The 21,403-nt window shown below is 71.2% G+C and carries 21 protein-coding genes and 1 riboswitch; of the genes, 14 read left to right on the top strand and 7 right to left on the bottom strand.

Features of this window, described 5'->3' with window-relative positions; all coding sequences use genetic code 11:
• The first annotated feature begins 327 nt into the window (after positions 1-327).
• From AB0P24_RS45620 to AB0P24_RS45610, 3 genes are all read left to right on the top strand, one after another.
• Positions 328-870 (top strand): GNAT family protein, encoded by a 543-nt coding sequence (locus tag AB0P24_RS45620; RefSeq protein WP_365805010.1) that lies wholly within the window; start codon positions 328-330, stop codon positions 868-870.
• A gap of 135 nt (positions 871-1,005) precedes the next feature.
• Positions 1,006-2,463: an aldehyde dehydrogenase gene (locus AB0P24_RS45615; RefSeq protein ID WP_365805008.1), complete on the top strand. Its 1,458-nt coding sequence runs from the start codon at positions 1,006-1,008 to the stop codon at positions 2,461-2,463.
• A 9-nt stretch (positions 2,464-2,472) separates the two neighbouring features.
• Positions 2,473-2,706 (top strand): ferredoxin, encoded by a 234-nt coding sequence (locus AB0P24_RS45610; protein ID WP_365805006.1) that lies wholly within the window; start codon positions 2,473-2,475, stop codon positions 2,704-2,706.
• A 22-nt stretch (positions 2,707-2,728) separates the two neighbouring features.
• Here the strand turns inward: AB0P24_RS45610 and AB0P24_RS45605 are convergent, their stop codons facing one another.
• Entirely contained in the window at positions 2,729-3,391 is a 663-nt protein-coding gene (locus AB0P24_RS45605) for a 1,4-alpha-glucan branching protein (RefSeq protein WP_365805004.1), read from the bottom strand.
• A 185-nt stretch (positions 3,392-3,576) separates the two neighbouring features.
• Positions 3,577-3,758, top strand: a riboswitch (TPP riboswitch).
• 18 nt (positions 3,759-3,776) lie between these two features.
• Complete coding sequence (locus tag AB0P24_RS45600) at positions 3,777-4,406, bottom strand: TetR family transcriptional regulator (RefSeq protein ID WP_365805002.1); 630 nt, start codon at positions 4,404-4,406, stop codon at positions 3,777-3,779.
• Positions 4,407-4,626: 220 nt separating this feature from the next.
• On the opposite strand from AB0P24_RS45600, the gene AB0P24_RS45595 reads away from it, so the two are divergent.
• Genes AB0P24_RS45595 through AB0P24_RS45585 form a run of 3 tightly spaced genes read left to right on the top strand, consistent with a single transcriptional unit; the run spans position 4,627 to position 7,858 of the window.
• Complete coding sequence (locus AB0P24_RS45595) at positions 4,627-6,027, top strand: glycosyltransferase family 4 protein (RefSeq protein WP_365805000.1); 1,401 nt, start codon at positions 4,627-4,629, stop codon at positions 6,025-6,027.
• The gene (locus AB0P24_RS45590) at positions 6,021-6,791 is read left to right on the top strand and encodes a class I SAM-dependent methyltransferase (protein ID WP_365804998.1); all 771 of its coding nucleotides are present in this window, start codon (positions 6,021-6,023) and stop codon (positions 6,789-6,791) included. Before AB0P24_RS45595 ends, AB0P24_RS45590 begins: the two co-directional genes overlap by 7 nt.
• Entirely contained in the window at positions 6,788-7,858 is a 1,071-nt protein-coding gene (locus tag AB0P24_RS45585; RefSeq protein WP_365804996.1) for a prenyltransferase/squalene oxidase repeat-containing protein, read from the top strand. Before AB0P24_RS45590 ends, AB0P24_RS45585 begins: the two co-directional genes overlap by 4 nt.
• Before the next feature lie 123 nt (positions 7,859-7,981).
• On the opposite strand, the gene AB0P24_RS45580 is transcribed toward AB0P24_RS45585, so the two are convergent.
• Positions 7,982-8,269, bottom strand: coding sequence for a hypothetical protein (locus AB0P24_RS45580; protein WP_234543389.1), 288 nt, complete (start codon positions 8,267-8,269; stop codon positions 7,982-7,984).
• Positions 8,270-8,405: 136 nt separating this feature from the next.
• Between AB0P24_RS45580 and AB0P24_RS45575 the strand changes: the two genes are divergently transcribed.
• Positions 8,406-8,972, top strand: a complete 567-nt coding sequence (locus tag AB0P24_RS45575) for a hypothetical protein (RefSeq protein WP_365804994.1) — start codon at positions 8,406-8,408, stop codon at positions 8,970-8,972.
• Here AB0P24_RS45575 and AB0P24_RS45570 read toward each other — a convergent pair.
• From AB0P24_RS45570 to AB0P24_RS45555, 4 genes are all read right to left on the bottom strand, one after another.
• Positions 8,969-9,979 (bottom strand): LLM class F420-dependent oxidoreductase, encoded by a 1,011-nt coding sequence (locus AB0P24_RS45570; protein WP_365804992.1) that lies wholly within the window; start codon positions 9,977-9,979, stop codon positions 8,969-8,971. The two genes, AB0P24_RS45575 and AB0P24_RS45570, sit on opposite strands and share 4 nt — an antisense overlap.
• Before the next feature lie 100 nt (positions 9,980-10,079).
• Positions 10,080-10,889: a hypothetical protein gene (locus AB0P24_RS45565; RefSeq protein WP_365804990.1), complete on the bottom strand. Its 810-nt coding sequence runs from the start codon at positions 10,887-10,889 to the stop codon at positions 10,080-10,082.
• A 142-nt stretch (positions 10,890-11,031) separates the two neighbouring features.
• The gene (locus tag AB0P24_RS45560; RefSeq protein ID WP_365804988.1) at positions 11,032-11,952 is read right to left on the bottom strand and encodes an N-acetylmuramoyl-L-alanine amidase; all 921 of its coding nucleotides are present in this window, start codon (positions 11,950-11,952) and stop codon (positions 11,032-11,034) included.
• A 22-nt stretch (positions 11,953-11,974) separates the two neighbouring features.
• Positions 11,975-12,634, bottom strand: a complete 660-nt coding sequence (locus tag AB0P24_RS45555) for a class I SAM-dependent methyltransferase (protein ID WP_365804986.1) — start codon at positions 12,632-12,634, stop codon at positions 11,975-11,977.
• A 329-nt stretch (positions 12,635-12,963) separates the two neighbouring features.
• Here AB0P24_RS45555 and AB0P24_RS45550 point away from each other — a divergent pair, with 329 nt between their 5' ends.
• The 7 genes from AB0P24_RS45550 to AB0P24_RS45520 all read left to right on the top strand — a co-directional run bounded on the left by AB0P24_RS45550 (position 12,964) and on the right by AB0P24_RS45520 (position 21,380).
• A complete protein-coding gene (locus AB0P24_RS45550; protein WP_365804984.1) occupies positions 12,964-14,016 on the top strand; it encodes an aldo/keto reductase in 1,053 nt (350 codons plus the stop codon).
• A gap of 1,228 nt (positions 14,017-15,244) precedes the next feature.
• Entirely contained in the window at positions 15,245-15,973 is a 729-nt protein-coding gene (locus AB0P24_RS45545; protein WP_365804982.1) for a flavin reductase family protein, read from the top strand.
• A 47-nt stretch (positions 15,974-16,020) separates the two neighbouring features.
• On the top strand, positions 16,021-17,085 hold the full coding sequence (gene hppD, locus AB0P24_RS45540; RefSeq protein WP_365804980.1) for a 4-hydroxyphenylpyruvate dioxygenase: 1,065 nt from the start codon (positions 16,021-16,023) through the stop codon (positions 17,083-17,085).
• Positions 17,086-17,138: 53 nt separating this feature from the next.
• Positions 17,139-18,056, top strand: coding sequence for a phytanoyl-CoA dioxygenase family protein (locus AB0P24_RS45535; RefSeq protein ID WP_365804978.1), 918 nt, complete (start codon positions 17,139-17,141; stop codon positions 18,054-18,056).
• Positions 18,056-18,967 carry a prephenate dehydrogenase gene (locus AB0P24_RS45530; RefSeq protein WP_365804976.1) on the top strand — a complete coding sequence of 304 codons (912 nt, stop codon included), beginning with the start codon at positions 18,056-18,058 and terminating at the stop codon, positions 18,965-18,967. The genes AB0P24_RS45535 and AB0P24_RS45530 overlap by 1 nt, the downstream gene beginning before the upstream one ends.
• A gap of 4 nt (positions 18,968-18,971) precedes the next feature.
• Positions 18,972-20,306 carry a PLP-dependent aminotransferase family protein gene (locus tag AB0P24_RS45525; RefSeq protein WP_365804974.1) on the top strand — a complete coding sequence of 445 codons (1,335 nt, stop codon included), beginning with the start codon at positions 18,972-18,974 and terminating at the stop codon, positions 20,304-20,306.
• Between the two features lie 24 nt (positions 20,307-20,330).
• Positions 20,331-21,380: an alpha-hydroxy acid oxidase gene (locus AB0P24_RS45520; RefSeq protein WP_365804972.1), complete on the top strand. Its 1,050-nt coding sequence runs from the start codon at positions 20,331-20,333 to the stop codon at positions 21,378-21,380.
• Positions 21,381-21,403: the final 23 nt, after the last annotated feature.

Genomic DNA, 21,403 nt, shown 5'->3' with positions numbered 1-21,403 from the left:
CTCTCCTTGAATTTTAAACAAATGACGCGTAAGGTGGAGGGAGAAAGCCACGGCCGGGGAGGCCCCGTCTGCCCCGGGCGAACCTGGCGCGCTCGCCGTGCCGGAGGAGGACGCCGCGGTCGGCGGGCCGGTCGTACGCGATGACTGCGGCGACCGGCAGGCTCATGGCCGCGACGGCGGCGGGAGGGGTGCGGACGCGCCGCAGCCGGTTGGCCGCCGGGCCAGGCCGGTGTCCCTTCGCCGGCCGTCCGCGGGCGGTTCGGGCGCCGGCCGTGGCGGCCGCATATTGGTTTGCCGCCGACCGGACCGGCCGGATAGGAAGTTCGCATGCTGAGAGGCGACACGGTCGGGCTCAGGGCCCGGCACGAGGAGGACATCCCGGTTCTGCGGGCCGAGCTCTACGACGACGTGGTCTACGGTTCGCGGACCGGGAGCGAGCCGTGGCGGCCGGTCTCGCCGGACTCGAAGGACCCGCAGCTCACGGTGGAGCACAAGGGGGAGGACAGCGTCAAGTTCTCCGTGGTCGAGCTGGCGGGCGGCACGCTGGTCGGCAGCGCGACGCTGTGGGGCATCGACAACCACAACCGCTTCGCGCACATCGGGCTGGGACTGTTGCCGTCCGCCCGCGGCAAGGGCCACGGCGCCGACGTGGTCGCGGTGCTGTGCCACTACGGTTTCGTCGTGCGCGGCCTGCAACGGCTGCAGATCGAGACGCTGGCCGACAACACCGCGATGCTGCGCGCCGCCGAGCGCAACGGCTTCGTCCGTGAGGGCGTGCTGCGCTCCTCGGCCTGGGTGATGGGCGAGTTCCTGGACGAGGTGCTGCTCGGACTCCTCGCCGACGAGTGGCGGCCGGCCTCGAAGACCTGAGCCCCCGGGGCGGACGGCGTCCCCCTCGGCGATGCCAAAAATGCTGGTGAGAGCCTATTCGGTCCCATCCCTGGCTTAGTTCAACTAGAACTGGTATCAGTTCTGAAACATCGTCAGGAAGGGTGGCGGGGCGCCATGACCGAGTTCCTGGAACACGGACAGCTGTTCATCGGCGGGGAGTTGACCGACCCCCTGGGCAAGGACGTCATCGAGGTGGTCTCTCCGCACACCGAGGAGGTCTTCGGGCGGGTGCCGCATGCCTCGCGGGAGGACGTGGACCGGGCGGTGGCGGTGGCGCGGCGGGCCTTCGACGAGGGGCCCTGGCCGCGGATGACGCTCGACGAGCGGATCGAGGTCGTCACCCGCATCAAGGACGCGATCGCGGTCCGGCACGAGGAGATCGCCCGGGTGATCTCCTCCGAGAACGGTTCGCCGTACTCCTGGAGCGTCCTCGCGCAGGCCCTCGGCGCGATGATGGTCTGGGACGCGGCGATCAGGGTCGCGCGTGACTTCACGTACGAGCAGACGCGCGACGGGGTGCTCGGGAAGATCCTGGTACGCCGGGAGCCGGTCGGGGTCGTGGCGGCCGTGGTGCCCTGGAACGTGCCCCAGTTCGTGGCCGCCGCCAAGCTGGCCCCGGCGCTGCTCACCGGCTGCACGGTGGTGCTGAAGCCGTCCCCGGAGTCGCCGCTGGACGCGTACATCCTCGGTGAGATCACGAAGGAGGCGGGGCTGCCGGACGGGGTGCTCTCCATCCTTCCCGCGGACCGTGAGGTGAGTGAGTACCTGGTCTCCCACCCGGGCGTCGACAAGGTCTCCTTCACCGGCTCGGTCGCGGCCGGCAAGCGCGTGATGGAGGTCGCCGCGAAGAACCTCACCCGGGTGACCCTGGAACTCGGCGGCAAGTCGGCGGCCGTCGTGCTCCCGGACGCGGACGTGGCCGCCGCCGTCGCCGGCATCGTGCCGGCGGCCTGGATGAACAACGGCCAGGCGTGCGTCGCCCAGACCCGCATCCTCGTCCCGCGCTCCCGCTACGACGAGTTCGCCGACGCCTTCGCGGCCGCGGCGAGCGCCCTGAAGGTCGGCGACCCGCTGGACCCGGCCACCCAGGTGGGCCCGCTGGTCGCACGCCGCCAGCAGCAGCGGAACCTGGACTACATCCGCATCGGCCAGGAGGAGGGCGCCAAGATCCTCACCGGTGGCGGGCGGCCGGCGGGGCTGGACAAGGGCTGGTACGTCGAACCCACCCTCTTCGGCGATGTCGACAACTCCATGCGGATCGCCCGCGAGGAGATCTTCGGCCCGGTGATCTGCCTGCTCCCCTACGGGGACGAGTCCGAGGCCCTGAAGATCGCGAACGACTCGGACTACGGGCTGAGCGGAAGCGTGTGGACGGCGGACGTGGCACACGGCATCGAGGTCGCGCGGCAGGTCCGCACGGGGACCTACTCCGTGAACACCTTCAGCCTCGACATGCTGGGCCCCTTCGGCGGCTACAAGAACTCCGGTCTGGGGCGGGAGTTCGGTCCGGAGGGGTACGGCGAGTTCCTCGAACACAAGATGATCCACCTGCCGGCCGGCTGGGAAGGATGAGAGGCCGCCATGGGTGACCGCTGGCACGTCGAGGTCGACCGTGCCCTCTGCATCGGCTCGGCCCAGTGCGTCCACCGGGCCACCGGCTCCTTCCGCCTCGACTCCGCCATGCAGTCCCACCCCGTGGACCCGGAGACGGACGCCAACGGAAAGATCCTCGACGCGGCGGAGAACTGCCCGGTGGAGGCGATCACGATCACTCTGCTGGGCAGCGGGGAGCCGGTGTTCCCACCGGAGGACTAGGGCCCACAGGCCCCAGGGGCCTCTACCGGGCCTGAAGGGCCGCGAACACGGCCCGGGGGCGGGTGCCGTCCGGCTGGTCCCAGGCGCCGGTGACGTGCCCGACCGCGCCCTCGGGCGGGGTCGGGCCGGGGGCCAGCACGCGCCGCAGCCGCAGTACCAGGCCGCTGTCCGGTACGGCGAACTCGGTGCTCTCGTCGGTGTCGACGGGGGCGCCGAGGCCCGGCAGGGGGCCCTCGCCGGCGTAGGAACGGGCGACCTCCCGGTCGGGGGTGTCGGTGATGCTCTGCGCCTGTGCCTGCGTACGGCCCTCGATCAGGGCGAGCAGCCCGGCGGTCAGGACCGGGTCGTGGCAGCCGTCGTAGACCCAGCGGGTACCGAGGACCCCGTGCTCCGTGGTGCCCACGAGCGCGTGTCCGGCGCCGTCGAGCGGGGCGCCGCGATACGTGAGCGGTACGAGGTACGCCCCCGGCTCCCGGGTGCCCTCCGCACCCTCCGCTCCGTCGGCGGCCGCGGTGACGATCATGAACTCGATCCCGACCTCGCCCGCCGGGTCGTCGAGCCGGAACCCGCCGGCCTTCACCAGCTCCGGTGCGGCGGGGCCGTGGTACCAGGGGCGGGTGGGCAGCCAGCCGGCGAGGAGTTCGAGCTTGGTGGGCTTGAGGGTGGTGCGGTGGATGAGTGCCATGGGGTGGATTCTGCGTTCGGGGAAGGGCGCCTCGCCAGGCGGTTTCCGCCCCGGCTGCCACGGAGTCCTGCCAGGTGGCCGGGGTGCCGTTCCGCGGTCCTGGCGGACGCGCCAGGAAAAGTCAAAAAAATCATTGATTGGGGGGTTCCTATACGCTCTGCCCGTTCTATCCTGGTATTGGCCTACGAGGCGAGTGAGGGAGTCCGAGCGGAGTAGCCGACTCAGGCGTGACGCAGATGCAGATGCATCCGCCAGTGCCGACGTCGACGCTCGGGCTGAGAGGCCGGAAGGCAGCAGTTGGGCCGCACGGCGACCTCCACCACCTGATCCGGACCATGCCGGCGAAGGGAACCCGTCTCGTAGGTCCTCGTGCGTCCTGGGGCCCCTACGGCTTCGCGTCCGGCTCCGTCAGGTCGATCAGGCGGCACACCGTCTCGATGTCGATCTTCACCTGGGCGATGGAGGCGCGGCCCGAGAGCCAGGTGATCAGGGCCGAGTGCCAGGTGTGCTCGATCACCCGGACGGCGGACAGCTGGGCGGGGGTGGGGTCGGTCAGGCCCATCGCGTCCAGGATGATCGCCGTCGTCTGCCGGGAGACCTGGTCCACCTCGGGGGAGACGCTGCGGTCGGCGAAGGTGAGGGCCCTGACCATCGCGTCGGCCAGGTGCGGCTCCCGCTGGAGCGCGCGGAAGGCCCGCATGAGGGTCTCGGCGACCCGCTCGGAGGCCGTCTCGCCCGCCGGCGGCTTCTTGCGCAGTGTGCCGTGCATGTGCTCCAGCTGGTCCTGCATGGTCGCCACCAGCAGATGCACCTTGGACGGGAAGTACCGGTACAGGGTGCCCAGGGCCACCTGGGAGGACTCGGCCACCTCGCGCATCTGCACCGCGTCGAAACCGCCCCGGCTGGCCAGCTGGGCGCTCGCGTGCAGGATCCGGCGGCGCCGGGCCTCCTGCCGCTCGGTGAGCGGCGGGGTGGCCGATCTGGCGCCGATGTCCACCTTGGCTTCCGCAGGCATGGGTCCCGTCCGTGACAGTCGGTGAGGGCAGTGCTCAGGGCGAGTGATCAGACAGCATGGCAGGGGTTCCCGCCGTGGCGCGAATCACCCGATCCACTGCTCACTCCGCCCCTACCTGCCGGTAGATTCAGAGCCTCTTGGACGATCAAGTCTGAAACTTGTTCTAGATTAGCGTCCCGGCGTAACCTCACGGGAAAGTGCAGGGAGAAGGGGGCCCGGAGTGACCGCTGAGGCCAGTCGGGCGGGTGCCGACGAGGAACCCGCCGCCGACGGCGAGCGACCGCTCGACATCGCGCTCCTCACCTATAAAGGGAACCCGTTCTGCGGCGGCCAGGGTGTCTACGTACGGCACCTGTCGCGCGAGCTGGCCCGGCTCGGGCACCGGGTCGAGGTCGTCGGCTCGCAGCCGTACCCCGTCCTCGACGAGGGATACCCGGGCCTCACCCTCACCGAGCTGCCCAGCCTCGATCTGTACCGCTCCCCGGACCCCTTCCGGACGCCCGGGCGGGACGAGTACCGGGACTGGGTCGACGCCCTCGAAGTGGCCACCATGTGGACCGGCGGCTTCCCCGAACCGCTGACCTTCTCCCTGCGCGCCCGCCGCCATCTGCGCGCCCGCGCCGGGGAGTTCGACGTCATCCACGACAACCAGACTCTCGGATACGGCCTGTTGGGGGACATCGGCGCCCCCCTCGTCACCACCATCCACCATCCCATCACCGTCGACCGGCAGTTGGAGCTGGACGCCGCCGAGGGATGGAAACGGCGGTACTCCGTACGGCGCTGGTACGCCTTCACCCGGATGCAGAAGCGGGTCGCCCGCCGGCTGCCCTCCGTGCTCACCGTCTCCGGCACCTCCCGCCAGGAGATCGTCGACCACCTCGGCGTACGCGAGGACCGCGTCCACGTCGTCCACATCGGCGCCGACACCGACCTCTTCGCGCCGAATCCCGCCGTCCCCCAGGTACCCGGCCGGATCGTCACCACCTCCAGCGCGGACGTCCCGCTCAAGGGGCTCGTCTTCCTCGTCGAGGCCCTCGCCAAGGTACGGACCGAGCACCCGGCCGCCCACCTCGTCGTCGTCGGCAAGCGGCCCGCCGAGGGGCCCGTCGCGCAGGCCGTGGAGCGGTACGGCCTCCACGGCGCCGTCGAGTTCGTCAAGGGCATCTCCGACGCCGAACTCGTCGACCTGGTCCGATCCGCCGAGGTCGCCTGCGTGCCCTCGCTCTACGAGGGCTTCTCGCTGCCCGCCGCCGAGGCCATGGCGACCGGCACCCCGCTGGTCGCGACGACCGGCGGCGCGATCCCCGAGGTCGCCGGGCGCGACGGCGAGACCTGCCTGGCCGTGCCCCCCGGCGACGCGGGCGCGCTGGCCGCCGGGCTCGGCCGGCTGCTGGGCGACGCCGACCTCAGGCTGCGGCTCGGCCGGGCGGGCCGTGAGCGGGTGCTGCGCCACTACACCTGGGCGCGCGCCGCGGAGGGCACCGTGGCCCACTACCGCGAGGCGATCGCCCGCCGTGCGGGCGACGCCGTACCAGCCCGCCCCGCGCCCCGCGACCCCGGCCGTTCCGCGGCCTCAGCTGGTGTTCGTCACGAGAGTGAAAGCAGGGCCACGTGCTGACCGTCGACTTCTCCCGGTTCCCGCTCGCGCCGGGCGACCGCGTCCTGGACCTCGGCTGCGGGGCCGGCCGGCACGCCTTCGAGTGCTACCGGCGCGGCGCCCAGGTCGTGGCCCTCGACCAGAACGGCGAGGAGATACGCGAGGTCGCCAAGTGGTTCGCGGCGATGAAGGAGGCCGGCGAGGCCCCGGCGGGCGCGACCGCGACCGCCATGGAGGGCGACGCGCTGGCCCTCCCCTTCCCCGACGAGTCGTTCGACGTCGTCATCATCTCCGAGGTGATGGAGCACATCCCCGACGACAAGGGCGTGCTCGCCGAGATGGTGCGGGTGCTGAAGCCCGGCGGCCGGATCGCCGTCACCGTGCCCCGCTACGGCCCCGAGAAGGTCTGCTGGGCGCTCTCCGACGCCTACCACGAGGTCGAGGGCGGCCACATCCGCATCTACCGGGCCGACGAACTGGTCGGGAAGATCAAGGAGGCCGGTCTGCGGCCGTACGGCTCCCACCACGCCCACGCGCTGCACTCGCCGTACTGGTGGCTGAAGTGCGCGTTCGGCGTCGACAACGACAAGGCGCTGCCGGTGCGGGCGTACCACAAGCTGCTGGTCTGGGACATCATGAAGAAGCCGCTGGCCACGCGGGTCGCCGAGCAGGCGCTGAACCCGGTCATGGGCAAGAGCTTCGTGGTGTACGCCACCAAGCCGCACCTGCCCCGGACCGAGGCCGGCGCCAAGGCCGCGTCCGACGCCGAGGCGGCCGCCAAGTGACCACCCCCCGGACAGAACACCTCGTCCTGCCCGGGGTCCTCACCGCCGAGCAGGCCGCCGCGACCGTCCGCGGCATCCTCGCCGTGCAGCGGGAGGACGGCGCGATCCCGTGGTTCAGAGGGCACCACCTCGACCCCTGGGACCACACCGAGGCCGCGATGGCCCTGGACGCGGCCGGGGAGCACGCGGCCGCCGAGCGGGCGTACAACTGGCTCGCCCGGCACCAGAACGAGGACGGCTCCTGGTACGCGGCGTACGCCGACGGCGCGCACGACGAGGTCACCGACCGCGCCCGTGAGTCCAACTTCGTCGCCTATATCGCCGTCGGCGTCTGGCACCACTACCTGTCCACCGGCGACGACACGTTCCTCGACCGGATGTGGCCCGCCGTCTACGCGGCCGTCGAGTGGGTGCTGCGGTTGCAGCGGCCGGGCGGCGAGATCGGCTGGCGGCGCGAGGACGACGGCACGGCGACCGACGACGCGCTGCTGACCGGGAGTTCGTCGATCCACCACGCGCTGCGCTGTGCGCTCGCCATCGCCGAGCAGCGGGAAGAGCCGCAGCCGGACTGGGAGTTGGCGGTGGGCGCGCTGCGGCACGCGATACGGCGGCACCCGGAGCGGTTCCTGGACAAGGACCGGTACTCGATGGACTGGTACTACCCGGTGCTGGGCGGGGTGCTGACCGGTGCGGAGGCGGGCGCGCGGATCGCGAAGGACTGGGAGCGGTTCGTCGTGCCCGGGTTCGGGGTGCGGTGCGTCGTGCCCAATCCCTGGGTGACGGGCGGGGAGTCCGCCGAACTGGCCCTGGCGCTGTGGGCGGTGGGGGAGTCCGACCGGGCGCTGGAGATCCTCCAGTCCATCCAGCATCTGCGGGACGCGGAGTCGGGGCTGTACTGGACGGGGTACGTCTACGAGGACGACGCGGTGTGGCCGCGGGAGCTGACGACGTGGACGGCGGGGTCGTTGGTGCTCGCCGTGGCCGCGCTCGGGGGGCATGACGCGACGTGTGCGGTGTTCGGGGGCGGGGAGCTTCCTTCGGGGCTTGAGGTGGATTGTTGCGCCTAGTGGGGCGGGGGAGCTGTGCGGTCGCGGGTGCGGCGCCGTGGTGGGCTGATCGCGCCCACGCGGCGGAGCCGCATATCGACAGAGCCCCGCGCCCCTAACGGGGCGTTGCACTGACCTGGGTTTTCAGTGGCGGTGCATGCGATTGGCTATCGCGTGGCCGACGAACAGGTAGACGACCGCTGCCAGGCCGTACCCTGCCACCACCCGCGCCCATGCCTTGTCGAACGTGAACAGGTCGTGTGACCAGCCGGCGAGCCAGCTGGCCGCGTCATGGACGAACTGGACCAGGCTGTTCGCCCGGTTCGCGTCCAGCAGATACATCAGGATCCACAGGCCCAGGATGAGGGCCATGATGTCGGCGACGATCGCGACGACCCTACCGGCCTGATTGGCACCGCGTTCAGAGGACATACCCTGCGCCTTGCCGCTGAACGGTCCTTGAAACCTTGACGGCGTTCTCCCCGAGTGGCGAGGTGCCGCCATCTGGGTGACGCTGCCGGAGGAAGCACCCACTCGGGGACGACACCGAGACACACGGGAGGACCCCGTGCCCGTACCGATGCGGCGCCTCGTCGTCGCGCTCACCGTCTGCTGCGCCCTGGTCGCCGGCGTCACCGCCTGCGCCGACAGCACCCGGAGCAAGGCCGTGGACACCGGCATGGTGGCGGCCCCGCTGGCCGCCACACCCAGTCCGAGCACGTCCGCGCAGAAGCAGAAGTTCGCCAAGACGCGGTTCGTCGCCAACGCGGGTCTCGCCGCCGGCGCGACCTACCAGTGGATCGTGAAACCGTGGAAGGGCGGCAAGTTCAAGAAGGGCGCCCACGGCCGCACGTACACCCTGATCAAGGCCGCCGCCGCGGGCGCCTTCGCCTACAACAGGCTCAAGGCCGCCAAGCGGAACGCCGAGGGCGACCCGTTGCTCGCCAAGGCCATCGCACCGCTCTCCGCCGCCATCGACGGGCTGAAGGACCTGCCCGCCAAGCTCCGCAAGGGCGACGGGAACGCGGCCGGTGCCTTCGACGACGTCATCAACAAGGTCAAGGACGCCGGGCGCAGCGCCGGCGCCCCGGTGAAGAACCAGGTGCCCTCGGCCGGTCAGCTGGCCGGACGTTAGGAGTTCAGCTCGGCGAGCACCCGCAGCGTGTGAGGGTCCGGGGCGAGGGCCAGCAGGTCGGTCACCGGGCCCTTGCGCCACAACTCCAGCCGCTCGGCGATGCGTTCGCGCGGGCCGACCAGCGAGATCTCGTCGGCGAACGCGTCCGGCACCGCCAGCACCGCCTCCTCCCGGCGCCCGGACAGGAACAGCTCCTGGATCCGCCGGGCCTCCTCCTCGTACCCCATGCGGGCCATCAGGTCGGCGTGGAAGTTGCGGGCCGCGTGGCCCATCCCGCCGATGTAGAAGCCGAGCATGGCCTTCACGGGCAGCAGCCCGGCCGCCACATCGTCGCAGACCCTGACCTGGGCCATGGGGGCGACCAGGAAGTTCTCGGGGATGTCGGCGACCGCCGGGCCGTACACCTCGGGCCGGCTCGGTGCCCAGTACAGCGGCAGCCAGCCGTCGGCGATCCGGAGCGTCTGGGCGACGTTCTTCGGCCCCTCGGCGCCGAGCAGGATCGGCAGGCCGGCACGGAGAGGGTGGGTGATCGGCTTCAGCGGCTTGCCGAGACCGGTCGCGTCCGGCCCCCGGTACGGCAGCGCGTGAAAGCGCCCGTCCACCGCCACCGGCCCCTCGCGGCGCAGCACCTGCCGTACGACGTCCACGTACTCCCTGGTCGCGGTCAGCGGCGACTTCGGGAACGGGCGGCCGTACCAGCCCTCGACGACCTGCGGTCCGGACAGCCCGAGCCCGAGCAGCATCCGGCCCCCGGACAGATGGTCCAGGGTCAGCGCGTGCATCGCGGTGGTGGTCGGCGACCGGGCCGCCATCTGGGCAACGGCCGTACCCAGCTTGATCGTCGAGGTCTGCGCGGCGATCCAGGTGAGCGGGGTGAAGGCGTCCGAGCCCCAGGACTCCGCCGTCCACACCGAGTCGTACCCGAGCCGCTCCGCCTCCCGCGCCAGCGGCACATGGTCCGCGGAGGGCCCGCGCCCCCAGTAACCGAGAGCCAACCCGAGCCGCATGGCCGCCTCCTGACTGAACGTCAGTTACATCATCAGCGGGGCGACTGTACGACAACGGCCCCTCACCCGGAAGGGCAAGGGGCCGTAGGGGCCGGGGTGTTCAGCCGCGCTGGATCCCGGAGGTGTCCTGGAGCACGCCACGGCGGCCGTCCTGGGTCTGGGCCACCAGGGCGGCGCCCCGCTGCTCCACCGCCAAGTACCAGGTGCCGGGCGCCAGTTCGGCGATCGGCGCGGTCGAGCCGTCCTCCGCGAACAGCGGCCGCGCCACCGGGACGGCGAACCAGAACGGCGAGAAGTCCGCGGCCGGCGGCTGCTGCGCGGCGGCCGGGGGCTGCGGCTGGCCGAACGGCTGACCGGGCTGCGGCTGGGCGCCGTAGGGCTGGCCGGGCTGCGGGGCACCGGCACCGGGGTAGCCGTAGCCGCCGGGGGGCTGGGCGCCGTAGGGCTGCGGGGCCGGCGGCTTGGGGGCCGGGACCAGGGCCGCCTGGAGGGCGGGGACCAGCGGGGTGGCGACGGCGGCCGCGGCCAGGACCAGGGCCGCGATCAGGCCGAGGATCAGACCGGAGCCCGCGCCCACGTCGAGGCTCTTGAACTCGTCGGTGAACGGGCCCAGCGGGTCGATGGTCGACCAGAACGCGGTCCACACGGAGAAGACCGTGAGGCCGACGCCGATCTGGCCCAGGTCGAGGCCTACGAACCTCAGCGGCTGCGGCAGTGCGCGGGCGAGGACGATCAGGACCGCGCCGGCGATTCCGCCGACGTACATGCTCATCACCAGGCCGAGGTTGTCCCAGGCGTTCGGGGCACCGTTGCCGGACTTGTCGAACGTGTCGAGGAACGACGCGATGAACAGCAATACCGCTGCACCGATCACCGCGCCGTCGCCTCTAGTGAGGGAGCGGATATTCACTTCAGGTCCTTCGTAGGTCGTCTCGGCGGAGGAGGCGTCGCGGGGGTGTGCCCCTCATCGTTGGAAACCGATCGTAGGAATCGTAGGACGGACACTATCGTCCGAACGATCAGGGTGTCCGCCCCGAGGGGCCCGCCGATGCCTAACCGCGCAGGAAACTCACGATTCCCTCAGAGATTCCCTGTGCCGCCTTCTGCCGCCAGGCGCCGCTGGTCAACAGTGCCGCGTCCTTGCTGTCGCGCATGTTGCCGCACTCGATGAACACCTTGGGAACCGTTGACAGATTGAGACCGCCGAGATCCGCGCGTACGTCGAGACCGGTGCCGTTGCCGACGTAGTTGGACGGCGCGGAGCCCGTGACCTTCGCGAAGCCGCTCTCGACGCGCTCGCCGAGGGTGCGCGCGGAGGCGACGATCGGGCGGGTGTCGGCGGCGCCCGAGTGCACGGACGCGGGCAGGATGACGTGGAAGCCGCGGTCGCCCTCGGGTGCTCCGTCGGCGTGGAGGGAGATGGCCGCGTCGGCGTGCGCGGCGTTGCCGATCTCCGCGCGCCTGGTCACACACGGCCCCCAGGCCGGCCGGTCCCCGTCATGGGTCAGCTTCACCGTGGCGCCCTGCCGCTCCAGCAGGGTCCGCAGCCGGTGCGCGACGTCGAGGGTGAAGCGGGCCTCGCTGTACCCGGCGTTGGTGGACGTACCCGTCGTGTCGCACTCCTTCCAGTTCGTCCCGATGTTCACCTTCTGGTTGATCTCGGACGTGTGCTGGAAGTTCCCCGGGTTGTGCCCCGGGTCGATGACGACGACCTTGCCTCGCAGCGGCAGGGCCGCGCTCGGGCTCGCCACCTTGGCGTCGTCCGTCGGCGACACGGGCGCCGACTTGGGTGTCGCCGGGTCCGCCTGCCCGGCAGCGCCTGCGCCGGGGCTCCCGCCGGGCCTGCCCGCCCCCTCGTACACCACCCATCCGAGCAGCGCACCGGGCACCAGCGCGGCAAGACCGACAGCGAGCGGCGCCCGCCGGAACCGGCGCTGCCGCGGGGGATCGAATTCCGGGCCTGAGTACGACACGTCTGCGACTCTAACCGCGCCCTCAGATCCCTGCCCCCGTTCGCCGCAGGACGCGCAGCGAGTCGTGGGCCGAGACCTCCGTGAAGGCGCCCGACTCCAGGGCGCGGAGGTAGACGCGGTAAGGGGCCTGGCCGGTGAACTCGTCCGCCGGGTCGGGGAAGACGTCGTGGATCAGGAGGAGTCCGCCTTGGGCCACATGGGGGGCCCAGCCCTCGTAGTCGGCGGTGGCGTGCTCGTCGGTGTGGCCGCCGTCGATGAAGACGAGGCCGAGCGGGGAGTTCCAGAACGCGGCGATCTGCGGGGAACGGCCGACGACGGCGACCACGTGGTCCTCCAGACCCGCCCGGTGCAGGGTGCGCCGGAAGGCCGGCAGCGTGTCCATCAGCCCGATCTCCGGGTCGACCGTCTCCGGGTCGTGGTAGTCCCAGCCCGGCTGCTGCTCCTCGCTGCCCCGGTGGTGGTCGACGGTGAGCGCGGTGACCCCGGCGGCGCGGGCCGCGTCGGCGAGCAGGATCGTCGAGCGCCCGCAGTACGTCCCGACCTCCAGCAACGGGAGGCCGAGCCGCCCCGCCTCGACGGCGGCCGCGTACAGCGCGAGCCCCTCACCGACGGGCATGAACCCCTTCGCCGCCTCGAACGCGGCCAGAATCTCGGGCTTGGGGGCGGGGGCTGCCGCGGTCATGGGCGTCCTTTCACTTCACTGCGCTCGTCACTGCTCGTCACTGCGGTTCTCACTGAGCTCGTCACCGCGCTCGTCACTGCGGTCGTCGCCGTACTCGTCCGACCGTCCGGACAGCCATGCTGCCGCACACCTCCCCCGGCTGTTCGACAGGGGTGCGGACGGCGCCCCCGGGCAGGCGGGGGGACGCACCCGCGACCCGGTGTGTATCGGCCAAAGTGTTCGGATCGGTCGCCGGCCGGTCAACCCGACGGCCGGGAACCGGTTTTCAAGCGCACTCCAAGACCTACACTGACGCCGCCAACCCGCCCCACCTGTGACGGAGCACCGGTATGCGCTATCGCGTCCTCGGCAAGACCGGCATCGAAGTCAGCACCCACTGCCTCGGCACGATGATGCTCGGGGCCGTCGGCAACCCCGACCACGAGGACGGCGCCCGCATCATCCACGCCGCGCTCGACGCCGGCATCAACTTCGTGGACAGCGCCGACATGTACTCGGCCGGTGAGTGCGAGGAGATCGTCGGCAAGGCGCTCAAAGGCAGACGCGACGACGTGGTGCTCGCCACGAAGGTGCACTTTCCGCTGGGGGAGGGCCGCAACCGCAGCGGCAACTCGCGCCGCTGGATCCTCAAGGCCGTCGAGGACAGCCTGCGGCGGCTGGACACCGACTGGATCGACCTCTACCAGGTGCACCGCCCGGACCACACCACCGACATCGAGGAGACGCTGTCCGTCCTCAGCGACCTGGTGAGGGCGGGCAAGATCCGGGCGTTCGGCTCCTCCACGTTCCCCGCCGAGGATCTCGTGGAGGCGCACCACGTGGCGGAGCGGCGCGGGCTGATGCGGATGCGCACGGAGCAGCCGCCGTACTCGATTCTCGCCCGCGGCATCGAGCGGGCCGTGCTGCCCACCGCGCAGCGCCTGGGCATGGGCGTGCTGACCTGGTCGCCGCTCGCCTCCGGGTTCCTCTCCGGCTCCCACCGGGAGGGGCGGCCCGTCGACTTCACCACCGGCCGGGCCAAGCGCTATCCGCACCGGTTCGACCCCGCCGTCCCCGGCAACGCCGCGAAGTACGCGGTCGTCGAGCAGCTCATCGCGCTCACCGAGGAGGTGGGCTGCACCCTGCCGGAGCTGGCCGTCGCCTTTCCGCTGGTGCACCCGGCCGTGACGTCGGTGATCATCGGCCCGCGCACGATGGACCAGCTCACCGCGTCGCTCAAGGGGGCCGAACTGGTCCTCGACGACGCGGTGCTCGACCGCATCGACGAGATCGTGGCCCCCGGCACCGACCTCTACCGGGCCGACGGCGTCTGGCAGCCACCGTCCCTCACCGACCCCGCCGTCCGCAGGCGCCCGGCCGGGGAGCGCGCGGCCGCGGTGTAGGCGGTGGGAGCGGGGGGCGCCGGGCGGCCCGAACACCCAGGAGCCGACCGGCCGGGGAGCCGCCGCGCCCCGGGTCCGCGCCAGGCCGCCGGGTTCCGCGTGCCGGGCGCACGCCTGGAGCTGAGTGCCGCGTGCTTGGCCGGCCCGGTCGCGTGCGCCTTGCCTGCCGACCTGCTCACGGCGGCCCGCCGGCCCGTGCGCGCCGGGCCCGCCGGTTCCCGTGTCCGGCCGGCTGCCTCGCGTTCACGCGCGCTCGTTCTGCGGGATCTCGCGTCCGGTTCTCGCGTCCGGTTCACGCGTCCGGTTCACGCGTCCGGTTCTCGGGCCCGGTTCGTCCGTCCGCTTCGCGCGTCCGGTGCACGGGTCGCGCGGCGCCTCCGCCTGACGCCTCCGCCTGACGCCTCCGCCTGACGCCTCCGCCTGACGCCTCCGCCTGGCGGCTCCGCTCGGTGGGGACCGCGTGCGCGGCCCGCCGGTTCGGGTGCGTTCGGCCTCGCCGGTCGCGGTGGCCGGTCAGCCGGTTCGGGTGGCCCGGTCACGGGTTCCGTGCGCCCGGTCCCGCCGGCCCCCCCCGTGTCGCTCCGGTTCGCCCGCGTGCCGTCCCGGACGGTTGCCGGCGGCCTCGCGTGGTCCCGTGCCGGCCCTCTCCATGCTCCCGCTGACCGGATTGCGCAAAGTGGTGCATCGCGTGCGGTGTCGCCCGGCCAGTCGGCATTTGTCAATGCTTTGTAAAATGTGGCGAGTTTCAGGTCGGATGCCCTGCTTGGTGTTGGTGACTTCGCGCACAACGGCTTCTGCGCGGCGGGCGGAGCTATGCACTCCATTAATGGCCGAGAGGTGACCGTTCAAGCCTGTACAGGTGGAGAACCGAAGGTCATGGGCCTGGTCGGCGGATAAGTCCCGGCCTTCGTTCACCAAATCGGGCATACGAGCAGTGATCGGGACGGACGATTGAAGATCGGGGATCGGTTGACCTCGCTCACCGTTACCCATAAGATATTGACCGCTACACGGGAAGATCGCCGGTATCAAAGGCCACGGGGGGCCCCGATTATTGTGTTTTTCTGCTGCCTGTGAGTAGTTGCGCGTAGGCCCGTCTTGAGGCGAGCGCTCCGCAGGTCGACTGTCTCAGGATAATCCTGACGCAACCTCACCTGTCAGTTTCCACGGATTACCGAGGTGTTCGCGGCGAATCGCGGCATCTTGTCATCACTCGCGCCCACGAACGATGGTGCATCTCGCCGCCCTGACCTGGCTGCGAGCGCTTTCCATGCCCACTTTCGCCGAGTTCGGATGTCGAGGAATTCCTGTGTCTCATCGTGTTCTGGTGGTGCAGCCGGCGCCGAATCCTGACCGCGGGACAAACAACGGAAAATCCTTTGTCGAATCATTCGCTCTCTTCGAAACCCGGTCACAAGCTGTTCCGCGGAGGAACTTGATGGGTGTCGGTTCTGCACGGTTCAGCGAACTCTTCGGTTCCTTCCCGACCCCGGTCGCCGTCATCACGGCGGTGGACGGGACGGGCGAGCCCTTCGGATTCACCAGCAACGCGGTGTGCGCCGTGTCGGCCGCGACGCCGATGCTGCTCATCTCCGTGGGCAAGGGGTCCAGGACCCTGCCGGCGATCATGTCGTCGCAGGCGTTCGCCGTCAATTTCCTCTCCTCGTCCGGGCAGGCCGCCTCGCAGATCTTCGCGAGCAAGGCGACGGACAAGTTCGCCCGTTTCGCCTGGCAGTCGTCGGCCGTCGCCGAAGGAGCGCCGCTGCTCGTCGACATCGCCCTCAGCTACGCGGAATGCAGGGTGGAAAGCGCCATGGAGGTGAGCGATCACTGGCTCATCGTCGCCCGGGTCGAGGGCACTGCCGTATTCCCCCGCGAACCACTGCTCTACCGGCGGGGCGACTACGGCGTCTGGCCGCCGCAGAACGCCGACGCGGAAGAACTCTCGGCTTTCTGAGGAAGCGCCGCACACAGCTGTCGGTCATTCAAACAGAAAGGCATCGCATGGACATCGGAGCCGTGGACCACGTCGAGTTCTACGTCGGGGACGCCCAGCAGTCCGCGTTCTACCTCTGCACCGCGTTCGGCTTCCGCGTCTGCGGACAGGCCGGCCCCGAAACCGGACAGGCCGACCACCGCTCACTGCTGCTGCGGCAGGGCGGCATCGAGATCGTCCTCACCTCCGCCCTCAGCCCCGAACACCCGGCCGCGGCCTACGTGACCCGGCACGGGGACGGCGTCGCCACCATCGCCTTCGAAGTGACCGACGCGGCCAAGGCGTTCGCGATCGCCGTGCAGCGCGGCGCCACCCCCGTCGAACAGCCCGCCGTCCACAGCAAGGACGGCACCGAGGTGATCACCGCGTCGGTGCTGGGTTTCGGGGACGTCGCCCACCGGTTCGTCCAGCGCGCCGGCGACCGCGAGCAGTTCCTGCCCGGCGTGATGGACATCTTCGCTCCCGACCCCGACGAGGGCGAGCACCTGCTGAGCACCGTGGACCACGCGGCGATCTGCCTGCCGGCGGGCCGGCTCCGGCCCACCGTCGCCTTCTACGAGAAGGTCTTCGGGTTCTCCCAGATCTTCGAGGAGTTCATCGAGGTCGGCAGCCAGGCCATGGACTCCAAGGTGGTGCAGAGCCCGTCGGGGAAGGTGACCTTCACCCTGATCGAGCCGGTCACCGGCCGCGAGCCGGGCCAGATCGACACCTTCCTGGCCCGCCACGGCGGCGCCGGAGTACAGCACCTGGCGCTGCTGTGCGACGACATCGTCTCCACCGTCGCCACCCTTCAGACCCGGGGCGTCAAGTTCCTGCACACCCCGGGCGCCTACTACGACCAGCTCCAGGAGCGCTTCGCACGCCCGGAGTTGAAGATCGAGGACCTGCGCCGCACCCACGTGCTGATCGACGAGGACCACTGGGGCCAGGTGTTCCAGATCTTCACCCAGTCCCCGCACGTGCGGAAGACCTTCTTCTGGGAGGTCATCGACCGGCACGGCGCCCGCACCTTCGGCAGCGGCAACATCAAGGCGCTCTACGAGGCCGTGGCCCGCGAGAAGGCCGTCTCCTGACCCTGGCACCACACGCATCCCGTCCATCGCACCAAGGACCCGTGAGGAAGACCATGACCGTTCAAGACGCCCGCGACTTCTCCCTGACCGACGAGGAACTCGGCCTGCTCCCCACCGACGAGGACGTCACCTTCTACGCCGAGCACGGCTGGTACCTGTCGAAGAAGCTCTTCACCGACGACGAGATCGAGCGGCTGGAGGCCGCCGGCGAGCGCTTCTACGCCGGCCACCGCGACCGGACGCTGCCGGTCCGCCCGCCCAAGCTGGCGTACTGGGAGCCGGAGCACGGCCCCGTCCAGCGGCACAACGACTACATCCACTACGAGGACGACACCATCGGCCGCATCCTGCGCAAGCCGCTGCTGGGCGCCGTGGCCGCGCGGCTCGCCGAGGCCGAGCAGATACGCGTCTTCCAGTCGACCCTCATCTTCAAGCCGCCGGTCGCCCAGGAGCAGTCGAACATCGTGCCCTGGCACTTCGACCGGCACTACTGGTCCACCTGCACCTCCGAACGCATGCTGACCGCCTTCATCCCCTTCCACGACTGCGGTGAGGAGATGGGCACCATCACGATGGTCGACGGCAGCCACCGCTGGAAGGAGACCGCCGAGAACGACGCCACCTCCCTCCACTTCGCCGAGCGCGACCGCCGCGAACTCGACCAGATGCTGGAGGACAACGCCGCCTACAACGGCGTCGAGGTCCGCAAGATCCCGGTCTTCATCCCGAAGGGCCACGTCAACTTCCACCACTGCCGCACCTACCACGGCAGCGGCGCGAACGTCAGCGACCGCCCGCGCCGCGCCATCTCCTTCCACCTACAGGACGGCGAGAACCGCTACCGCGACTTCTTCCGCTCGGACGGCACCCAGGTCGCCTACAACCACGACGTGCTCGTGCGGCGCACCGCCGCCGGCACCCCGGACTACAGCGACCCGGAATTCCTCCCGCTGTTGTGGAGCAACCACTGATGCGCAGTGCCGCAGTGGTCGGGACCGGCCTGATCGGTACCTCGATCGCCCTGGCCCTTCGGGCCCGGGGCGTGACCACGTACCTGATCGACGCGGATCCGCAGGCGGCGCGGACCGCCGCCGAACTCGGGGCCGGCGTCGCCGGACGGCCCCGGGAACCGGTCGAGCTGGCCGTCATCGCGGTGCCGCCGCAGCAGGTCGCGGTGGCGCTCAAGGAGCATCAGACGAAGCGGCTCGCGGACGACTTCACGGACGCGGCGAGCGTCAAGGAGTCGCCCCAGCGGGAGGCCGCCCGGGCGGGCTGCGACCTGACGCGTTTCGTCGGCGGGCACCCCATGGGCGGCCGGGAGCTGTCCGGGCCGCTGGCCGCCCGCGACGACCTGTTCCAGGGCCGTCCCTGGGTGCTCACCCCCTCCCCGCAGACCCGGGCGCGGACCGTCGAACGCGCCGGGGAACTGGCCGAGTTGTGCGGAGCCCGGCCGGTCGTGATGGCCCACGCCGAGCACGACCGGGCGGTGGCGCTCACCTCCCACGCCCCGCACCTGGTGTCGAGCCTGCTCGCGGCGCGGCTGCTGCACGGCGACCAGTCCCAGCTGGGACTCGCGGGACAGGGGCTCCAGGACGTCACCCGCCTCGCCGGCGGCGACGTCGGGCTGTGGACCGACATCCTCGGCTCGAACGCCGCCGCGGTCGCCGACATCCTCGCCGAGTTCGCGGACGACGTGCACCTGGTGGTGGACGCCCTGCGCGGGCTCGGCGCCGTCCGGGAGCCGGAACAGCGCCGCACCCACACCGACCGGCTCTCGGCGGCCCTGACCCGCGGCGTCCAGGGCCGCGCCCGGATCCCCGCGCGCGGCACCGGGGCCCGGGGCCTGAGCACCGCTTACGCGACCGCGCCGAGGGGAGTCTGAAACCATGACCCAAGCCGCCCCGCCGCTCCCGCAGGCCCTGCCCCTCGCCGAGCTGCACGCCTCGCTCAGCGACCCGGTCCTCGACGCGATGAACTTCCTCAACGAGGTCGTCGGCCGCTTCCCGGACGCCATCTCCTTCGCCCCCGGCCGGCCCACCGAGGGCGACTTCGAACCGGAGGACCTCACCCGGCATCTCCAGACGTACACCACCTACCTGGAGAAGACCCTCGGCTGGTCCCGCGACCGGGTGCGCACCCAGCTCTTCCAGTACGGCCGTACCAACGGCGTCATCCACGAACTGATCGCCAGGACGGTCGCGAACGACGAGGGGATCCGGGTCCCGCCGGAAGCGATCGTGGTGACCACCGGGTGCCAGGAGGCCATGCTCCTCGTCCTGCGGGCGCTGTTCGCCGGCCCCGAGGACACCCTGCTGGTCAGCTCGCCCTGCTACGTGGGCATCACGGGCGTGGCCCGGCTCCTGGGCGTCCGGGTCCGGCCGGTGCCCGAAGGCCCCGCCGGACCCGACCCCGAGGCCGTGCTGGCGGCGGTCCGCGCGGCCAGGGCAGCCGGTGAACGCCCCCGGGCCTTCTACGTCGTCCCGGACTTCGCCAACCCGTCCGGCGCGAGCATGAGCGTCGCGGCGCGGGAGCGGCTGCTGGACCTGGCCGCGCGGGAGGACCTGCTGGTCCTGGAGGACGACCCGTACGGGTTCTTCGTCCGGACCGGCTCGGCCCGCCCGACGCTGAAGGCCCTCGACCGGGGCCGCCGGGTGGTGCATCTGGGGTCCTTCGCGAAGACGGCGCTGCCCGGCGCCCGGGTCGGCTACGCCATCGCCGACCAGGAGGTCGTCGGCCCGGACGGGCGGCGCACGCTGCTCGCCGACGAGCTGTCGAAGATCAAGAGCATGACCACGGTGAACACCTCGGCCGTCAGCCAGGCCGTCGTCGGCGGCATCCTCGTCGAGCACGACTGCCGGCTCCGCGAGGCGAACTCCGCGGCCGTCGCGTACTACCGCACGAACATGGACACACTGCTCGGCGAGCTGGAGCGGCACTTCCCCGCGGAGCGCCGGGCCGGGCTCGGCATCTCCTGGAACCGCCCGGACGGCGGCTTCTTCCTGGTCGTCGACGTGCCCTTCGCCGCCGACCACCAGGCCCTGGAGCTCTCCGCACGCGCCTTCGGCGTGCTGTGGACCCCGATGAGCGACTTCCACCTGGACGGCGGCGGCACCCGCCGGCTGCGGCTGTCGTGCAGCTCGCAGAGCCCGGAGACGATCGTCGAGGGCGTCGCCAGGCTGGCCGCCTTCATCACCGCGCAGATCAGTGAGACCACCGCCTGAGGGCGGGTGACGTGACCGACATCCATGGACCGCACGGCGAACGGAGAAGACGTGGTGCTGGCGCTGCACACCTACGAGGCGGCGGCCAAGGAGCGGTTGCCGGGACCGGTGTGGGACTTCTTCGCCGGCGGCAGCGGCACCGAGTCGATGCTGACGGCGGGGCGGGAGGCACTGGACCGCATCCGGCTGCGGCCGCGCTGTCTCGTCGACGTCTCCCGCTGCGACCCGGGCACCGAGCTGCTGGGTGCGCCGCTGGCCGCTCCGCTGGGCATCGCGCCCATGGCGTACCACCGGCTGGCCCATCCCGAGGGCGAGGTGGCGACCGCGCGGGCCGCGGGCGACGCCGGGGCGCTCCTGACGGTCAGCATGTTCGCGAGCCGGACGCTCGAGGACATCGCCGCCGCGGCCACCGGTCCCCTGTGGCTGCAGCTCTACTGGCTCAAGCGCCGGGACCTGATGGCGGACCTGATCCGCCGGGCCGAGGCGGCCGGTTTCCGGGCGCTGGTCCTGACGGTCGACGCCCCCAGGGTCGCGTTCCGCCCGCGGGACGCCGCCAACGGGTTCGCGGTGCCGCCGGGCATCCGGGCGGTCAACCTGGCCTCGGAGGTGATGGCCGCCTCGCACGGAAGCCGGGCCGGGGAATCGGCCATCGCACGGCACTCGGCCGAGCAGTTCGACTCCTCGATCACCTGGGACGACCTGGCCTGGCTGCGCGAGGTCTCGTCCCTGCCGGTGGTGCTGAAGGGCGTACTCACCGGGGACGACGCCAAGCTGGCCGTCAAGCACGGGGTCTCCGGGCTGGTCGTCTCCAACCACGGCGGCCGGCAACTGGACTTCGCCCGCAGCGCCCCGGACTGTCTCACGGAGGTCGTCGACGCCGTGGACGGCGGCTGCCAGGTCGTTCTCGACGGCGGCATCCGGCACGGCGCCGACATCGCCAAGGCCCTGTGCCTGGGCGCGGACGCGGTCATGATCGGCCGCCCCGCGCTCTGGGGCCTCGCGCCGAGCAAAGTAAGAAACCTTTATGGCAGCTTTCTTGCATGCGATTACCTGGTCGTCAAGATCGCCTTGTAGATCGACTGCACTGCTGACGAAAT

Origin of the sequence: Streptomyces sp. NPDC086519 (assembly GCF_040686075.1) — a bacterium.
In the GTDB taxonomy this organism is placed as follows: Bacteria; Actinomycetota; Actinomycetes; order Streptomycetales; family Streptomycetaceae; genus Streptomyces; species Streptomyces shenzhenensis.
The sequence above is the reverse complement of the archived record's forward strand: the minus strand, read 5'-3'. Positions and strand labels throughout refer to the sequence as shown.